The organism is Flavobacterium sp. ACN6 (assembly GCF_002304005.1).
In the GTDB taxonomy this organism is placed as follows: Bacteria; Bacteroidota; Bacteroidia; order Flavobacteriales; family Flavobacteriaceae; genus Flavobacterium.
Window position 1 is genome coordinate 74,895 of record NZ_MRCQ01000007.1, and the last position, 16,211, is coordinate 91,105.

Consider the following 16,211-nt stretch of genomic DNA (forward strand, 5'->3'; position numbering starts at 1 on the left):
GATTATTCTTTTTTATCAACGAGAGATTGTCGATTTTTGTCGCTTCAAAATCAATAAAAGGAAAAATGGCGATAGAAGATAAAGAGATAATTTTATTAAAAGTTTCAGGACACGATAAAATTGGGGTTACAGCAGGTTTAACGGCTGTATTAGCTGCTTATGATGCTAATATTTTGGATATAGGCCAAGCCGATATTCATGATACACTGTCACTTGGAATTTTATTCGAGATTGAAGCGGGATCTTCCTCTGGACCTGTTTTAAAAGACCTTTTGTTTAAAGCGTATGAATTGGAAATCAAAGTCAAATTTATTCCAATCTCTATAGATGATTACGAAAAGTGGGTAAAATCACAATCGAAACAGCGTTATATTATAAATATTTTGGGCGAAAAACTGGCGGCGTCACAATTGGCAGCGGTAACCAAAATAATGTCAGATCAAAACCTAAATATCGATTCGATCATCAGATTAACAGGAAGAACTTCTATTGTCGAAAAAGAACAATATCCGCGTTCTTGTATTCAATTGTCTGTAACAGGCGAAATTGTAAACAAGATCATCATGACGGCAAGTTTCATGGAAATTTCCAGAACACTTAACGTCGACATTTCTTTCCAAGAAGATAATATTTACAGAAGAAACCGCCGTCTGGTTTGTTTCGATATGGATTCAACTTTAATCCAAACCGAAGTAATCGACGAGCTGGCAGAACTTAACGGAGTAGGAGAACAAGTAAGAGCCATTACAGAATCGGCAATGAATGGTGAAATTGATTTCAACGAAAGTTTCAAGCAGCGTATGGCATTGCTAGAAGGTTTAAGCGAAGAAGTTTTACAAAACGTTGCTGTCAATTTACCAATAACACAAGGCGCTCATCGTTTAATGAAAGCCCTAAAATACTACGGCTACAAAACGGCAATCCTTTCTGGAGGATTTACTTATTTTGGAGAATATCTTCAAAAAGAATTAGGAATAGATTACGTTCATGCCAATCAATTAGAAATAAAAGACGGAAAACTAACCGGTAAATATATTGGTGATATTGTAGACGGTCAAAAAAAAGCCGAATTCTTAAAAGCAATTGCAGAAAAAGAAGGAATCCACATTAACCAAACTATTGCGGTTGGAGACGGTGCAAACGACTTGCCTATGCTAAATTTAGCGGGTCTTGGAATTGCTTTTCACGCCAAACCAAAAGTAAAAGAAAGTGCCTCAACTTCCATTTCAAGTTTAGGACTTGATGGTGTTTTATACCTTTTAGGATATCACGATCGATATATTGATATGATGTAATAAACGTTTGTCACCCTGAGCGAAGTCGAAGGGCATTCGTGTCGAAAATGGCTTCGACTTCGCTCAGCCTGACAATCAAATCAAAACAAAAAACCTTAGTTCATCATTTGAATTAAGGTTTTTTTATGGGCATATCCCGCCAGAAAAAGGCGGGTCGGGCTATCCGTTTCAATCTTTTGTGCCGAACCCCGGCACAAAAGGATTTCCACTTCTATCCCTTATGCGATTTAGTGGAATTAGCATTTTAAAAGTTCTTCAAATTAATAAAGAAAAAATACATTAGAATTATTTGAATAGCCTCCAGCTTTAGCTGGAGCAATAAATAGTAAAGCATCTAAAGGCTTTAGCCAAATTATTTAGCAATGTAGTATTCGGCTAAAGCCATTGAGTAAATCAATTTTTCTACCACTAGCTAAAGCTAGTGGTAATTCAGTAGAAAGTTGTAATTCTGAGGAACGAAGAATCACACAGGAAATTCGGCAGTCAAAATTATTCTCTCGACTCCAACTCCTTTTTCATTTCCTTCAAAGTATTCATATTCAAAATAAAAATAGGAAGCAATGCAATCGGAATAACATTAGAAGCACTAAAGCCTTTATTAGCGACAAGAAATATATTAAGGCCAAATAAAAGAAGCAATACAACTCCAAAAAGGTAAGTCACTGTTTTTAATGATTTTTGAGTCTTGATTAATTCCTCATTACTCATTTCGCTAAAATTCTTTTTCATTTTAGTTTGGTACAAATTAAACTTTAATAGATTGCATCTCCTTCAACTGTTCCAAATAATCTCTCTGATTCGAAAGTCTCGGAATCTTATGCTGTCCGCCCAATTTATCACGTTCCTTTAACCAATCGTAAAATAAGTTCTCACGCGCTACATTAATCACCAGCGGATTTAAAGTCATATTATTATAGCGTTTTGCTTCGTAATCAGAATTTAAAGTCTGTAAAGTTTCATCAAGGACTTTTTGGAAAAGACCAACATCAGAAGGTCTTTTCTTAAATTCGATCATCCATTCGTGCGCACCTTTTTCTTTGTCCTGCATAAAAATAGGGGCAACCGTATAATCGATTACTTCGGTTTGAGTAATCTGGCAGGCTTTTGCAATTGCCTGATCGGTATTTTCGACCATTAATTCTTCACCAAAAACATTTATATGATGTTTCGTTCTTCCAGTAACTCTAATTCTATAAGGGTTTAAAGAAGTAAAACGAACCGTATCGCCAATCAAATAACGCCACAGGCCAGAATTCGTAGTAATAACAATTGCGTAGTTTTTATTCAATTCAACATCGGCCAAACGAATTACTTTTTGATTCGGAGTTCCAAAAGTATCCATTGGAATAAATTCATAGAAAATTCCGTAATCCAGCATCAGCAATAAATCGCTTGAATTATTCAAATCCTGAATCGCAAAGAAACCTTCAGAGGCATTGTAAATTTCGTAGTATTTAAAATCTTTACTTGGTAAAATTTTCTTGTATTGCTCTTTATACGGAGAAAAACTCACACCGCCATGAAAGTAAACTTCAAGATTTGGCCAAATTTCTAATAAACTCTGCTTTCCTGTGTTTTCTAAAACCTTATTCATTAAAACCAGCATCCAGGAAGGAACTCCCGCAAAACTGGTTACATTTTCATTTTTAGTTTCATTAATAATCGCAGCCATTTTAGTTTCCCATTCGCTCATTAACGAAGTTTTACTGCTTGGTGTACTGCTGAATTCGGCCCAAATTGGCATATTTTCAATCAAAATTGCCGATAAATCTCCAAAGAAAGTATTGTTGTTTTCGTAAATCTGAGAGCTTCCGCCCAAACGAAGACTTTTTCCTAAAAACAGTTCAGAATCTTCATTATTGTTCAAGTAAAGGCATAAAAGATCTTTACTGCCTTTGTAATGGCAATCTTCCAGCGCCTCCGTACTAACGGGAATAAATTTACTTTTTGCATTTGTTGTACCGCTCGATTTAGCAAACCATTTAATAGGAGTTTCCCAAAAAACGTTTTGTTCGCCTAAACGCGTGCGTTCAATCAGTGGCTGCAGTTCCTCATAAGTTGCAATTGGAACTCTTTCTGCAAAGGTTTGATAGGAGTTTATACTCGAAAATTCATATTGTTTTCCAATAACAGTATTTTCAGATGCCGTCAATAAGTTGTGCAGTAATTCTTCTTGAACTTCATTTGGATATTTTAAAAAAAGTTCTATTTGATGGATCCTTTGTTTAAGAACCCAAGATGCAAACGAATTGATTATAGATAGTGGCATGAATTTGTTTTTAAGATTGCTGATTTTAGGTTTTTAAATTCTACAAACATTGTAAAAACAAAAAACTTAAAATTTGAATATCGAGAGACAAATAGTAACTTTGTCCTCATATCAAAAATAGTATTTTTTTGTAAAAAACAATCCGATTTCTAGTAAAGATTCTACATAGTAAGTAGAATTTTAACACTAAAAATTTTAATTCTTTTTGATAAATCTAAATCAGCAATAAAAATAAAAAGCGAATGCAATATCAAGGTGTCCTGACAAAAATGCAAACTGAATTGGGAAGTCCAATTCAATATTATTTGGTTTTCGAAGATAGTTTTCTACATATGAATCAATTATTAGATAAAGAGATCGAAATTAATTTTATTGGCTGTCAGTGTTTGAATTGCAGTAAAAAGAAAAAAATATACCGACAAGGCTTCTGTTACGATTGTTTCTATTCAAGTCCAGCAGTGGGCGATTGGATCATGAGACCAGAATTAAGTACGGCACATTTAGGAATTGCAGACCGAGATCTAGATTATGAGTCAAAAGCACAATTACAGCCACACGTAGTATATCTAGCATTATCAAGTGAAATTAAAGTTGGAGTTACACGTAAAACGCAGGTGCCTACAAGATGGATTGATCAAGGTGCTACACAGGCAATTTCAATTGTTGAGGTTCCAAATAGATATTTGGCTGGTATTACGGAGGTAGCCTTGAAAGATTATTATGCGGATAAAACCAATTGGCGAAAAATGCTGCAATGTACAGCTGAAGGATGTGATTTAATTTTGGAAAAATCAAAAGTTGAGAATTTGATTCCTGCTGAAGTCAAAGATTATTTTTACAGTCAAAAAAACGACGTTTATGAACTAAATTATCCTGTTCTAAGTTACCCAGCAAAAGTAAATAGTTTGAATTTGGATAAAACGCCTTCATTCAGCGGCAAATTAACTGGAATTAAAGGGCAGTATTTACTATTTGAAAACGGCACAGTCTTCAATATTCGTGGTTCCGAAGGATATGTGGTATCTATAAACGTCTAGTGTAATTGACTGCTCGTCTAGTATTATAACAAAATCGTCTAGTAATTGTTAATGAAAATCATAATTTTTGTATTTTTAATCTCGTTTTCAGATTAAATGATGTGAATTATAAAAGATTTCTTTACAATTTTGTAATGTTGCCTTATTCAAAGAATTTAATTTTAGAAAATAATTAGTGTAGATTTGAAATAGTTCCATACCAAACTATTAGAGTCAAATCTAAAGCTTTTTTAATCCTAAATATTAATTATTGAATGAGTAACTTAAAAAAAGTTAACATTGTCAGGCGAAGCCTTATGCGTACTTTAACTAAGAATATTGGCAGTGCCGGTAACAGTAAAGGCGGAAAAATAGATACGACAAAAATTAAAAAAGTCTTAATCTGCAGACCAAACGGACGATTGGGCAATATGCTTTTAATTACGCCACTGGTTCAAGAAGTGAGTAAAACTTTTCCCGAATGCAAAATTGATGTGTTCGTAAAAGGAATGGTTGCGCCAATTGTTTTTGAGAAATATACTGACATTGACAAAATAATTCATCTTCCCAAAAAACCTTTTAAAGAATTAATAAAGTACTTTAAAGTTTGGACTTTAATTAAAGCACAGAACTATGATCTTGTAATTAATGTAGATCAAAATTCATCTTCGGGCAGATTGGCGGCTCAATTTTCGAGTGCGAAATACAAATTTTTTGGGGATCTTCCAGAAAATGTTCAATTGAACTTTGACGATTACAATCATATTGCAAAATATCCAGTTTATAATTTTAGGTATTTTTTAAGCCAGTTTGGTTTAGAAGATAAAAAAGAGCCTGTTGCGCTAATTGATTTAAAATTATCTCAAGAAGAAATTGCAAACGGAAAAAAAATAGTTAACGATATTGTCGACGCAGACAAAAAGACAATTGCGATTTTTACCTATGCAACTGGCGAAAAATGCTATAATCCTACTTGGTGGGAAGCGTTTTATACTGAATTAAAAAAAGAATTTCCAAATGATAATATTTTGGAAGTTTTACCAGTTGAAAATGTTTCTCAAATCAATTTTCAAGCGCCATCTTTTTACAGTAAGGATGTTCGCGAGATCGGTTCAGTATTAGCAAATGTAGATGTTTTTATAAGTGCAGACAGCGGAATTATGCATTTGTCCAGTGCTTCAAAAGCACCAACGCTAGGTTTATTTTCTGGCGCTAATATCAAAAAATATGAGCCTTACGGAAACGGAAGTAAAGGTTTAGATACAAATATTCTAGGAGTTCCAGATTTTATAAAAGAAATAAAAGCAATTCTAGAAAAGTAATATTAAGTTGAAATAAAAAAGAAATCCTGTTCCAAGATAAAATCTAGAACAGGATTTTTTTTATGATAAGAAACAGATTACTTCTTCTTCTTGAATAAACCATTCAGCAAATCACTTGCTTTTTTGGTCGCTTCTTGAGTTTTCTGCTCTTTTTCTGTTTTTGCAGCCTGCGTTGTGTCTTTCGCTTTAGTATTCTTATTGATTAAGTCTGTAAGCGCCGCAGTTCCTTTTTGCGTTAATTTTTCTTTCTGCTGGTTAACCAATTGTGTAGTTAAACTGTTTACAGCCGTTTTCATATCCGTACTGATTTTAGGACTTGAAAAGTTTCCAGTTAAAGACGCATTAATTGGAATATTATCCAGTTTTGCAGCATCTGCAGGAGACATTTTGGCAATTAAGGCATTTGCTTCAGTTCCTAGATATTTGGCAGGAACGTCAAATTTTAGGCTATAATTCATAGTTTGATCAAAACCGTGGGTTCCGCCAACTGTTACTTTAATATCCTGATATTTTATATCAAAAGGCTTTATGTTTACTTTTCCATTGTCAAAAGTTAATGCAGCTTTGATATCATTTAAATTTACTTTGTTCAAATCAATAAACTTAACGTTTGAACTTAACGCATTTAGCAAAGTAGAATTGCTGGAATTTACAGTAGTTGAAAGTAACTGGCCAATTAAATCCCCAGAAATTGATTTTAAATCGGGAGTCAATTCTTTAGCATCTAAATTTCCTTTTAACTTAATAGTAGAATTTAATTTACCGTTGATAATTCCGGCAATTGGTGCAATTTTTTTCATCATATCCAATTGCGTGAAAGTCTGTGCAATATCAACTTGATTAAATCCAAGATTCATATCAAAAGTCGGCACCTTTTCTTTGGTAGAAACAGCTCCGTTAAGACCAATAGACCCTCCGAAAATATTTGTTTTAAAGTTTTCCAAAGTTGCTTTTTCATCTTTGATAAGTAACTTTCCAGAAACATCTTTTAGTTTTAAATTGTCATACAAAACTGTGGTTGCTTTTGCATTTAAAGTACAATTCAAGAAAGCTGGAATTTTCATTGCTTCTGCTGGTTTTGCCGGAGTTTTGGTCTCTGTTTTTGCAGGTTCTCCAGAAGTCATAAAATCATCAACAGCTAATTGATTCGAACTCATATTGAAGTTTCCTCTCAGTTCTTGTTTCTTAAACATAAAACCATAGAAATTTTCTAAGACTCCGTTGATAGCGATATCACTTTTTCCAGTTGTTGCATTAAACTGTTTTAGGTTAATTGTACTCGGATTAAATTCAACCAATGCCGTGCTGATATTCATAGATTTATTGTTTTCATCAGTGTATTTAAATCCTGATAAACTCATTGTTCCAGCATTTTTAATGTTTTGATATTGACTTTTTTCTACAGAAGCCATGTCAAAATTAGTGGTAACATCAGCCTTTAAAATACCTGCCAGAGGCTTATCCATTTTAATTGGATATGCTTTTGAAAGATTCGCCAAGTTAATTGTTCCTTTCAAAGCAGCATCAACAATCGGGTTTACGGTTATGTTTTTGATATTCGCTTTGGCGTTAAAAATATCCTGATCAATTCTGAAAGATAATTTATCTAAATTGACATAAGTATCATTTAGAATTCCAGTTTCGTTGATAATTTTGGTATCAATTACAATATTCTGAACCGATTTTGGAAGGTTTGGATATTGGAATGAAGCATTATTTGAGGCAATCTTAATATTGAATTTCGGAACAGTGGTTTCTGTTAATTCACCTTTAGCAAAACCATCTACTGTAAAATCTCCAGTAGTTTTTACGCCGTCTAAGCTGGAAGCATACGCTGAAGGAATTAAACCTAAAAAGTTTGTAAACGATGAAGTAGGCGTTTTAAACTTCAAATCGTAAATCTGTTTGTTTTCAGCCATTTGAATAAAACCATCAAACTCTAATGGCAATTGGTTAATTAAAGCTTTATTCTCTTTAAAAGTATATTTGCTTTTTTCCAAATCAATTCCAAGAACGGCGTCTAAAGTAAGTTTTACATTTTTCATGTAATTCATTTTATCCATGTCCAATGAAACTTTCGCAGTAGTTTTTGTATTCAAATCTAATTTTGAATTGGTAAAATCTCCAGTTCCTTCGTGGTTTAAACTGTCTATTACCATTTTAATTTTTGAACCTTGATCGATATATCTAAAAGTAAAATTCTCGATTTTATAATTTTGAATTTTCAAAGAAAGCGGTTTACCTGCTTCGTCTTTTTTGTCTTCTTTTTTATCTTTTAAAGCAATGTCAAAGTTTCCAACACCGTCTTTATTAAAAATAATATTTACGAGTCCGTTTGTAGAACTAATTCCTTGAATGTTTAAAGGTTCCTCTTTTCCTTTGAAAAGCTCTTTAATACTCATTTTTAAATTCAATTCGCCCAGCGAAACTAAAGTGTCGCCTTCAAATGGCGCTTTGTTGATAATAACTAGTTTTTCAATTCCCACCGTTGCGTTTGGGAAATTTTTGAATAAACTTAAGTCAGCATCTTTAAAACTTACTTTGGCATCAACGCTTTCGTTAATCGCATCAGCAATTTTGGCTTTAATTTGATCTTTAAAGAAATACGGAATGGCAAATAATGTGGCAACAAATACCACAATGACTATGGCAGTTATTTTTAAAACTTTCTTTAACATATAAATAGATTTGAGGGTTTAACTTATTAAAATCGACTCCTGCAAAAATAGTTTTTTTTAGCAGAGTGACATATAAAGTTTTCTTAAATTGTAAGAATTTTACTTAAATAGTAAATAAAAAAATCCGTTTGATATAGTTTCAAACGGATTTTAAATATGCTTTATTTCATTTACTTCTGAATAAACGAAACGATCTTGTCTACAAGTGTTTCTGATAGCGGAAGAGTTTCGTTGTTGTAACTGGCTAAATTGGCATCTCTGTCACCTTCAACTATTTTTAAAACGTGGTTCATTTTGTCAATTATCACCATTTCAGCAGCTTTATTGGCTTGCGATAGATTTTCAGCATCTTTAACAGAAACCTGTATGTCATTAGTTCCCTGCAGAATTAATATAGGAATAGTGAGTTTCTTTATTTCTTCCTGCGGATTGTATTTGAACCAAGAAATTAAGTAAGGCTGAACACTGGGTCTGAAAAGAGAAATCAACATTGGATCTACTTTTTTTACTGTAAATCCGTTTTTCAAACTGTCGATTATTGGGAAGGTCATGTCATTAAGCTGTTTCATTGAGCGGGCACCAATCTGCGTTTTGATGATTTTATCTGCAGAATCTCCTGCGCCTGCAATCGAAACAAACTTATCTGCTTTTACAGCGGCAATCATTCCTATTAATGAACCTTCGCTGTGACCAATTACAATTACTTTTGAAAAACGCTTGTCTTGTCTTAAAAAATTAATCCAGCTTTTAGCATCTTGAATGTAATTTTCAAATACTAAACTGCTTTCAGATGCTCCTCCGGCAGGTTTGCTTTCGCCAATTCCTCTTTTATCAAAGCGTAATGATGCAATTCCGTTTTTTGCTAAATCTTCTGCCAGCATTTTCAGCGAATTGTTTTTCATCATTGGATTATTTCCATTTCTATCCGTTGGTCCAGAACCGGCAATGATTAAAGCAACAGGATATTTTTTGGTTAAATCTGGAGTCGTCAGCGTACCAAATATTTGATCGTTGTTTATTTTAAGAACCGCTGGAGCTTCTTTAAAAGTAATTTCTTTTTTGTTTTGGGCATTTAAAGCGCTCAAAAACAAAACCGTTAAAAAAAGGATTATCTTATTCATCTTAAATAAATTAATAAATGTTGATTCCGTAAGGCATCATGGCTTGTATTCCTTTTTGTTTCTGAAATTTCTTTACCTGTTCGATAAGAAGATAATTTTCCTCTCCGATTTCTTCTTTAATAAAAGCTTCTTTAGATTTTGCAAAAGGCATACTAGAAAGAAGATCATTAAAAGATTTTTCGTATTCAGGATAATTCTGCGTACCGTAATTTTTTATTTTAGCAATTTTAGCAGCTTCAACAATCGCAGCATTCAATCCGCCAATTTTATCTACTAAACCTAATTTTAAAGCCTCTGTTCCCGACCAAACGCGACCTTGTGCAATTGCATCAACTTGTTCAAAAGTCATTTTACGCCCTTCTGCAACATGAGTTACAAAAGTGTTGTAAATTTTTTCTACTCCTTCTAAAGTAAAAGCTTTGAACTTTTCATCAACTGGTACAAACGGACTATAATTAGCCGAATTTTCATGGGTTTTTACCTGCTCAGAATTGATACCCAATTTATTGGCAAGAGGAGTAAAGTTAGGCAGTACTCCAAAAACACCAATAGATCCTGTAATAGTATTATTTTCAGCAAATATTTTATTGGCGTTGCAGGCAATATAATAACCGCCCGAAGCAGCATAATTACCCATAGAAACAACAACTGGTTTTACTTTTTTAGTAATTTCAATTTCTCTCCAGATTAAATCAGAAGTAAGGGCGCTTCCGCCTGGACTGTCAATCCTTAAAACAATAGCTTTAACATCGTCATTTTTTCTAGCTTCCTGCAAAGAACGGCGCATGGATCCCTCTCCAATAGTATTTACATCGCCTTCGCCGCTTCCAATTTCGCCTTGAGCGTAAATAATAGCAATTTGATCCGCAGCAGTATTTGCTAAGGCAGTTGTGGTATTATTTTTTGTATAATCTAGAATTGAAATTTTGTTGTAATCCTCATCTTGATCTACTTTTAAAGCTTTTCTGATGGCATTATGGTACACATCTTCATAAGCAATAATATCTACCAAATGCTGTTCTTTTGCCATTTCTGGAGTTCTGGCCAAAAGACCATTTGCAATTTCGTTTAATTTTGGCAGCGGAATATTTCTGCTTTTTGAAATATCGGCAGAAACTGTAGACCAGATAGAATTTAAAAGTGCAGTAATTTGTTCTCTGTTAGCATCACTCATGCTGTTTTGTAAAAAAGGCTCAACGGCACTTTTGTATTTTCCGTGACGAATTACCTCCATGTGAATGCCTGATTTTTCTTGAAAATCCTTGAAGAACATTACTTCAGAAGATAGTCCTTTAAAATCTAAATCTCCTGTAGGATTTATATAAATCGTGTTAGCAACAGAGGTTAAATAATATTCTTTCTGCGAATATGTATTGGCATAAGCCCAAACAAATTTCCCTGATTTTTTAAAACTTTCCAGAGCATTTCTCAAATCTTTGTATTGTGCAAGACCCAGGGAAGATTCATCATTTAAGATCGATATTCCTTTAATATTGTCGTCTGTTTTTGCAGCTTCGATTGCATTAATAACATCTGTTAAACCAATTCCTTTTTTATCTGAAAAGGCGGTTACCCATGGATCTTTATATTTACCGGCATAATCATCTTTGATTTCCTTTAGATTAAATTCAATAACCGAATCAGATTTAACCGAAACTTTATCGTCTCCGCCAAAAAGGGCAGCGATAAAAACGGCTCCAAAAAAGAAAAGCATAATAAATACAAAAATACCAATTACGGTGGCAAGTACATTTCCTAAAAACTTCATATGTATATTTTTTTAATAAGTAGCGAAAAAGGGCAAATTGTTACAAATAAGACATCTAAGATTTAGATAAAATCTAAGGCGTCGTTTCACAAATATATTGGTTAATTCTAAAATAGTTTTAGTTAATTTGCATTAATTATGAAATTACAGCATCAAGTCGTTTTATCGATAGGCAGCAACCAAGGCAGCAGATTAGAAAACATCCAAAATTGTATTGATTTAATCCATCAAAAGGTCGGCACTGTCATTCAGGTTTCCAAACTTTACGAAACTCCTGCGTGGGGTTTTGAGAGCGATGCATTTTATAATTGTGCACTTCTTTTGCATACCAATTCGTCTGCACAAAAAATACTAAATCAAGTTTTAAAAGTTGAAAAAGAATTAGGAAGAATCCGCTTGAATCAAGAAGGTTATCAGTCCAGAATTATCGATATTGATTTGATTGTTTTTGATAATGAAATTATTGATTCGGAGAAACTTCAGATTCCGCATCCGCTAATGCAGAACAGAAATTTTGTTTTACTGCCGATGAAAGACTTAAAGTTGAATTGGAGGCATCCCATTCTGCAGAAAACGATCACGGAATTAATTGCTGTTTCTCCAGATGAAAGTGTTTGTACAGTGGTTCAGGATTTGAAAAATCCACTTAACGAAATCCCGTTGAGTCAATTTAATTATATTTCTTTTGAAGGCAATATTGGTGCCGGTAAAACAACTTTAGTGCATAAAATTGCTGAAGATTTTAATGCTAAAACGGTTTTAGAAAGATTTGCCGATAATCCGTTTCTGCCAAAATTTTATAAAGATCAAAATAGATATGCCTTTCCTCTAGAAATGTCCTTTTTAGCCGATCGTTATCAGCAGTTATCAGATGATTTGGCGCAGTTCGATTTGTTTAAAGATTTTATAGTAGCCGATTATCATATTTTTAAATCTTTGATTTTTGCTAAGATTACTTTACAGGAAGACGAATATCGTTTGTACAGAAATTTATTTGATATTATTTACAAGGAAATGCCAAAACCAGATCTGTATGTTTATTTATATCAAAATACAGAACGGCTGCTGCAAAACATCAAGAAACGAGGGCGTACTTACGAACAGAATATCGAAGCTTCTTATTTAGAAAAAATCAACAACGGCTATCTAGAATATATAAAATCACAAACCGATTTGAATGTTTTAATCATTGATGTATCTGACCGTGATTTTGTAAAAAAACACGAAGACTATGTTTTTATTTTAGATGAAATCAAAAAGAAGTTGAACTAAGGAGGTAATTAGTCAATTAGATAATTCTTTATGTATATTTCTTTAATTGTCTAATTTTCAAATGGGCACATTTTCTACTTCTAAATCGACACATTTTCTAATTAAAACTATCTTTTCAAAGTAAAATGACCTCTTAAAACAGGCATTGTGTCATCTATTTTTAAGGCATACCAATAATCAGAAGCGGGAAGCGGGACTTGGTTTAAATTACCATCCCAGCTCATTTTTGAGCTGCTTAATTGGGCAACTAATTTTCCATATCGATCAAAAATTGTGACTTCTGCCTGTGGATAATTTTCCATGCCGGTAACTTCCCAAATATCGTTAAAAGTATCGTTGTTAGGAGTAAAGAATGGAGGAAAAACAAGAACTACAAATTGTTTTGTGGACTGTCCGCAGCCACTTTTTTCACGTGCATATGCCGTTTGAAGTCCGCCGGGAACATCAAAAAAAATGTTAGAATCTTGAAAATTAATTCCATCTACAGAATACTCAAAATAATCTTCAGCTTTAACAGGATAAATTATAGCTCTTGTTCCTTCAACATCGATACGATCTATCTGTGGTATTTTGTGTTCTTCGACAATAATAGTTTTTCTGCTGGTGCAATTTTCAGGAGCAGGGCTACTAACATCTACGGTATAAGTTCCGCCTGCATTAACAGTAATAGTTTGTGTTGTTGCTCCATTTGACCAAAGATAACTCATTTCAGAAATTCCAGCGTCCAATGTTATGGTTTGAAGCTCGCATAAAGGAAAGGTTTCGTTAGTAACAACAGGCGGTGTATAAATTAGGATATCTATAGGAGTTCGAGTAGAATTAATACAGCCATTGTTTGAAGCTTCGGCATAATAAGTTGTATTGGTTGAAATTGTGGGAGTTGTAAAACTACTTCCTGTGAACACACTATTACCTCCTGTAGCAGTTGTAAACCAATTAATTATTCCAATATTTGAAGCTGCTTTCATAGTGACAGTTCCAGGTCCGCAGTTAGAATAAGAACTTTGTTCTGCAACAGGTGTTGTCGGAGTAGTATTTACAACAGCAGTTACAGATTTTCGGTTTGATTCGCAGCCTGCATCTACATAATAAGTTGTAGTTGTACTTATTGATGGAGTTGTGTAAGAAGTTCCCGTTCCTAATAAGTTACCCCCAATTGCAGCATCAAACCAACGAATTGTTGCTCCGATCGTTGCTGTTGCATTAAACGTAAAAGTTCCTGAATCGCAAACAGCGTTCGGATTAGCAGCTGGAGTTGCGACTGGAATAGTAATTTTGGTACTTGCGGCAATTTCTAAAGGAGCTTCGCCTGGCATGCCGCCGTATTCTACAACATATCCTTTGGGCTGATAATTACCATTTGAGTCTCCAGTGTTTGATAAATCATTCCAAGAACCTCTTATTCCAACACCTGGCTGTGTAATATGGGCATAGTCCTCATCTCCTTGTTGGTTGGGCTCGCCCGAATTCCAAAAAGCAAAATTTGGAGTTGAGCCATTCGCGTTTCCACTCCAGAAAATAGTTCCAGCTTCAGGGCCGGTTACCCATTTCCAAACGCCTTCTGTTTCAGCATCGCTTCCTCCAATCCATCCTGTTCCAGAAGCTTGTTCGCCTATAAGTTTAGCTTCATCTGTTGATGAAATAGTGGCTAAATATCCTTGAAGTCCGTAATAAGTACTTGTAGCAGCTAAATCTCTTGCATTTGTCCAAGTGACTCCCACATTCGGAATAAATAAATAATAATGTCCCGTAGAAGGAAGATAATTGGCTTGTCCTATTGTGATAGAAAATGTTCTTGTTCCAGAAGCTGTCGCAGCCGAATTGTTAAAAACAACATCTTTTACTGCAGCAACAAAATCAGCATAAGGTGTTTCAGTAGCCGCGTTTAATCCAGACAATCTTAATTTTCCAGAAGCTGCGTCCCAACTCGTTACAATATTTGGATGTAACGCAGGATTTGTTAATTCTAATTGATCAAAACCACTTGAATATCCTGATGAGATCTGAATATAAAGTACTTGTGTTCCGTTTTCTGCAGGATCGTGATCAATGGTAAAATCAGTAACAATATTTATAGAAGTCTGCGGGCAGTAAATTTGATCTCCTTGTGCAATAAGTTTAGGCGGATCAATTACAAAATTATTTTTTTTTGACTTTTTTATTTTTGGTTTTATGGGGTGTTTTGAAGTTAGCGCATTGTTTTTGTTAAAAGTTTCTCTATTTTCGTTTGCAATTGAAAAATTAAAACTTAAAGCGTAAAACAAAAGAAGAATAACTGGTAATTTGATATTTTTCATTCGTTAAAAATATCAATTAATAAATTATAAAAAAATAAATTTCTATTTTGACCAGTTTATTTTTTGAAATAAATCCCAAACCACAATTCCAGTACTTACTGCAATATTAAGAGAGTGTTTGGTTCCAAGCTGAGGAATTTCAATACATCCGTCGCATATTGCAACGGCTTCTTGGGCTACACCATATACTTCATTACCAAAAACCAATGCATATTTTTGATTTTTTTCAGTTTTAAAATCTTGAAGAAAAATCGCACTTTCGACCTGCTCTATTGCCATTGTTAGAACATTTTCTTTTTTTAGATTTTCAATAACTTCAAGGACATTTTCATGATGTTCCCAAATGACAGTTTCAGTTGCACCTAAAGCAGTTTTATGAATTTCTTTATTTGGAGGAGTTGCAGTAATGCCGCATAAGATTATTTTTTCGATCAAAAACGCATCTGCAGTTCTAAAAACAGAACCAATATTATGAAGGCTTCGGATATCATCTAAAACCAATATTAAAGGTGTTTTCTCAGATTTCTTAAAATCTTCAATTGATTTGCGGTCCAGTTCGCTGTTTTCGAGTTTTCTCATTGGTGTTGAATTCAAGTCATAAAAAAAGCTTCCAAAGATAAGGAAGCTTTTTCGATTTATTTTAAATGTTTTTCAGATTAGCTTTTTACTGGATCTGGTAAAACAGTACCTTTAATAGTAAGGGTTTTTGTAGGTTGTCCTTCTGCGTTAGAAGTAACGGTTACCGTTTTTGTAAAAGCACCAACTCTGTCAGTAGCATATTTTACACCTATAACACCTTTAGCACCTGGTGCGATTGGCTCTTTTGGAGTAGTTGGAACAGTACATCCGCAAGATCCTTGAGTGTTTGTAATGATCAATGGTTTAGTTCCGTTGTTTACAAAAACAAACTCACGTTTTCCATCAGCATTGTGAGCGATAGTTCCGTAATCGATAGTTTCAGTTTCAAAAGCCATTCCAGCTCCTTCAACTTTTGCAACTTTAGCAGTCTTAGCTTTTTTAGTTGTTTGTGCATTCGTAGCCGTAATACCAGCTACAGCTAACATAGCGAATAAAATTATTTTTTTCATTGTTTCTAGGGTCTTTTTTAATGATAAACAAAGCTATGTAAAAATCTTAAATCACAACCTAAAAATATCTTAAAATATTTTAATT

12 protein-coding genes are annotated in these 16,211 nt (G+C 33.8%); 4 read left to right on the forward strand and 8 right to left on the reverse strand.

All coding sequences use genetic code 11. The features are described 5' to 3' along the window. Positions 1-65 precede the first annotated feature (65 nt). The gene (gene serB, locus BSF42_RS12335) at positions 66-1,295 is read left to right on the forward strand and encodes a phosphoserine phosphatase SerB (protein WP_095953406.1); all 1,230 of its coding nucleotides are present in this window, start codon (positions 66-68) and stop codon (positions 1,293-1,295) included. Positions 1,296-1,784: 489 nt separating this feature from the next. Here the strand turns inward: serB and BSF42_RS12340 are convergent, their stop codons facing one another. Both BSF42_RS12340 and BSF42_RS12345 read right to left on the reverse strand, forming a co-directional pair. Continuing rightward, complete coding sequence (locus BSF42_RS12340) at positions 1,785-2,024, reverse strand: redox-active disulfide protein 2 (protein ID WP_095953407.1); 240 nt, start codon at positions 2,022-2,024, stop codon at positions 1,785-1,787. Between the two features lie 16 nt (positions 2,025-2,040). Beyond that, entirely contained in the window at positions 2,041-3,564 is a 1,524-nt protein-coding gene (locus tag BSF42_RS12345; protein ID WP_095953408.1) for a GH3 auxin-responsive promoter family protein, read from the reverse strand. 242 nt (positions 3,565-3,806) lie between these two features. Here BSF42_RS12345 and BSF42_RS12350 point away from each other — a divergent pair, with 242 nt between their 5' ends. Continuing rightward, positions 3,807-4,601, forward strand: a complete 795-nt coding sequence (locus tag BSF42_RS12350; RefSeq protein ID WP_095953409.1) for a DUF2797 domain-containing protein — start codon at positions 3,807-3,809, stop codon at positions 4,599-4,601. Between the two features lie 254 nt (positions 4,602-4,855). Beyond that, positions 4,856-5,902, forward strand: coding sequence for a glycosyltransferase family 9 protein (locus tag BSF42_RS12355; protein WP_095953410.1), 1,047 nt, complete (start codon positions 4,856-4,858; stop codon positions 5,900-5,902). 77 nt (positions 5,903-5,979) lie between these two features. On the opposite strand, the gene BSF42_RS12360 is transcribed toward BSF42_RS12355, so the two are convergent. From BSF42_RS12360 to sppA, 3 genes are all read right to left on the reverse strand, one after another. After that, entirely contained in the window at positions 5,980-8,580 is a 2,601-nt protein-coding gene (locus BSF42_RS12360; protein ID WP_095953411.1) for an AsmA-like C-terminal region-containing protein, read from the reverse strand. A 170-nt stretch (positions 8,581-8,750) separates the two neighbouring features. Continuing rightward, positions 8,751-9,701, reverse strand: a complete 951-nt coding sequence (locus BSF42_RS12365) for an alpha/beta hydrolase (RefSeq protein ID WP_095953412.1) — start codon at positions 9,699-9,701, stop codon at positions 8,751-8,753. A 10-nt stretch (positions 9,702-9,711) separates the two neighbouring features. Beyond that, positions 9,712-11,469 carry a signal peptide peptidase SppA gene (sppA, locus tag BSF42_RS12370; protein WP_095953413.1) on the reverse strand — a complete coding sequence of 586 codons (1,758 nt, stop codon included), beginning with the start codon at positions 11,467-11,469 and terminating at the stop codon, positions 9,712-9,714. 138 nt (positions 11,470-11,607) lie between these two features. Between sppA and folK the strand changes: the two genes are divergently transcribed. Then, complete coding sequence (folK, locus tag BSF42_RS12375) at positions 11,608-12,741, forward strand: 2-amino-4-hydroxy-6-hydroxymethyldihydropteridine diphosphokinase (protein ID WP_095953414.1); 1,134 nt, start codon at positions 11,608-11,610, stop codon at positions 12,739-12,741. Between the two features lie 107 nt (positions 12,742-12,848). On the opposite strand, the gene BSF42_RS12380 is transcribed toward folK, so the two are convergent. The 3 genes from BSF42_RS12380 to BSF42_RS12390 all read right to left on the reverse strand — a co-directional run bounded on the left by BSF42_RS12380 (position 12,849) and on the right by BSF42_RS12390 (position 16,126). Further along, a complete protein-coding gene (locus tag BSF42_RS12380; protein ID WP_095953415.1) occupies positions 12,849-15,038 on the reverse strand; it encodes a T9SS type B sorting domain-containing protein in 2,190 nt (729 codons plus the stop codon). Positions 15,039-15,080: 42 nt separating this feature from the next. Next, positions 15,081-15,617, reverse strand: a complete 537-nt coding sequence (locus tag BSF42_RS12385) for an RNA methyltransferase (RefSeq protein ID WP_095953416.1) — start codon at positions 15,615-15,617, stop codon at positions 15,081-15,083. A 77-nt stretch (positions 15,618-15,694) separates the two neighbouring features. After that, on the reverse strand, positions 15,695-16,126 hold the full coding sequence (locus BSF42_RS12390) for a DUF1573 domain-containing protein (protein WP_095953417.1): 432 nt from the start codon (positions 16,124-16,126) through the stop codon (positions 15,695-15,697). Between the last annotated feature and the right edge of the window lie 85 nt (positions 16,127-16,211).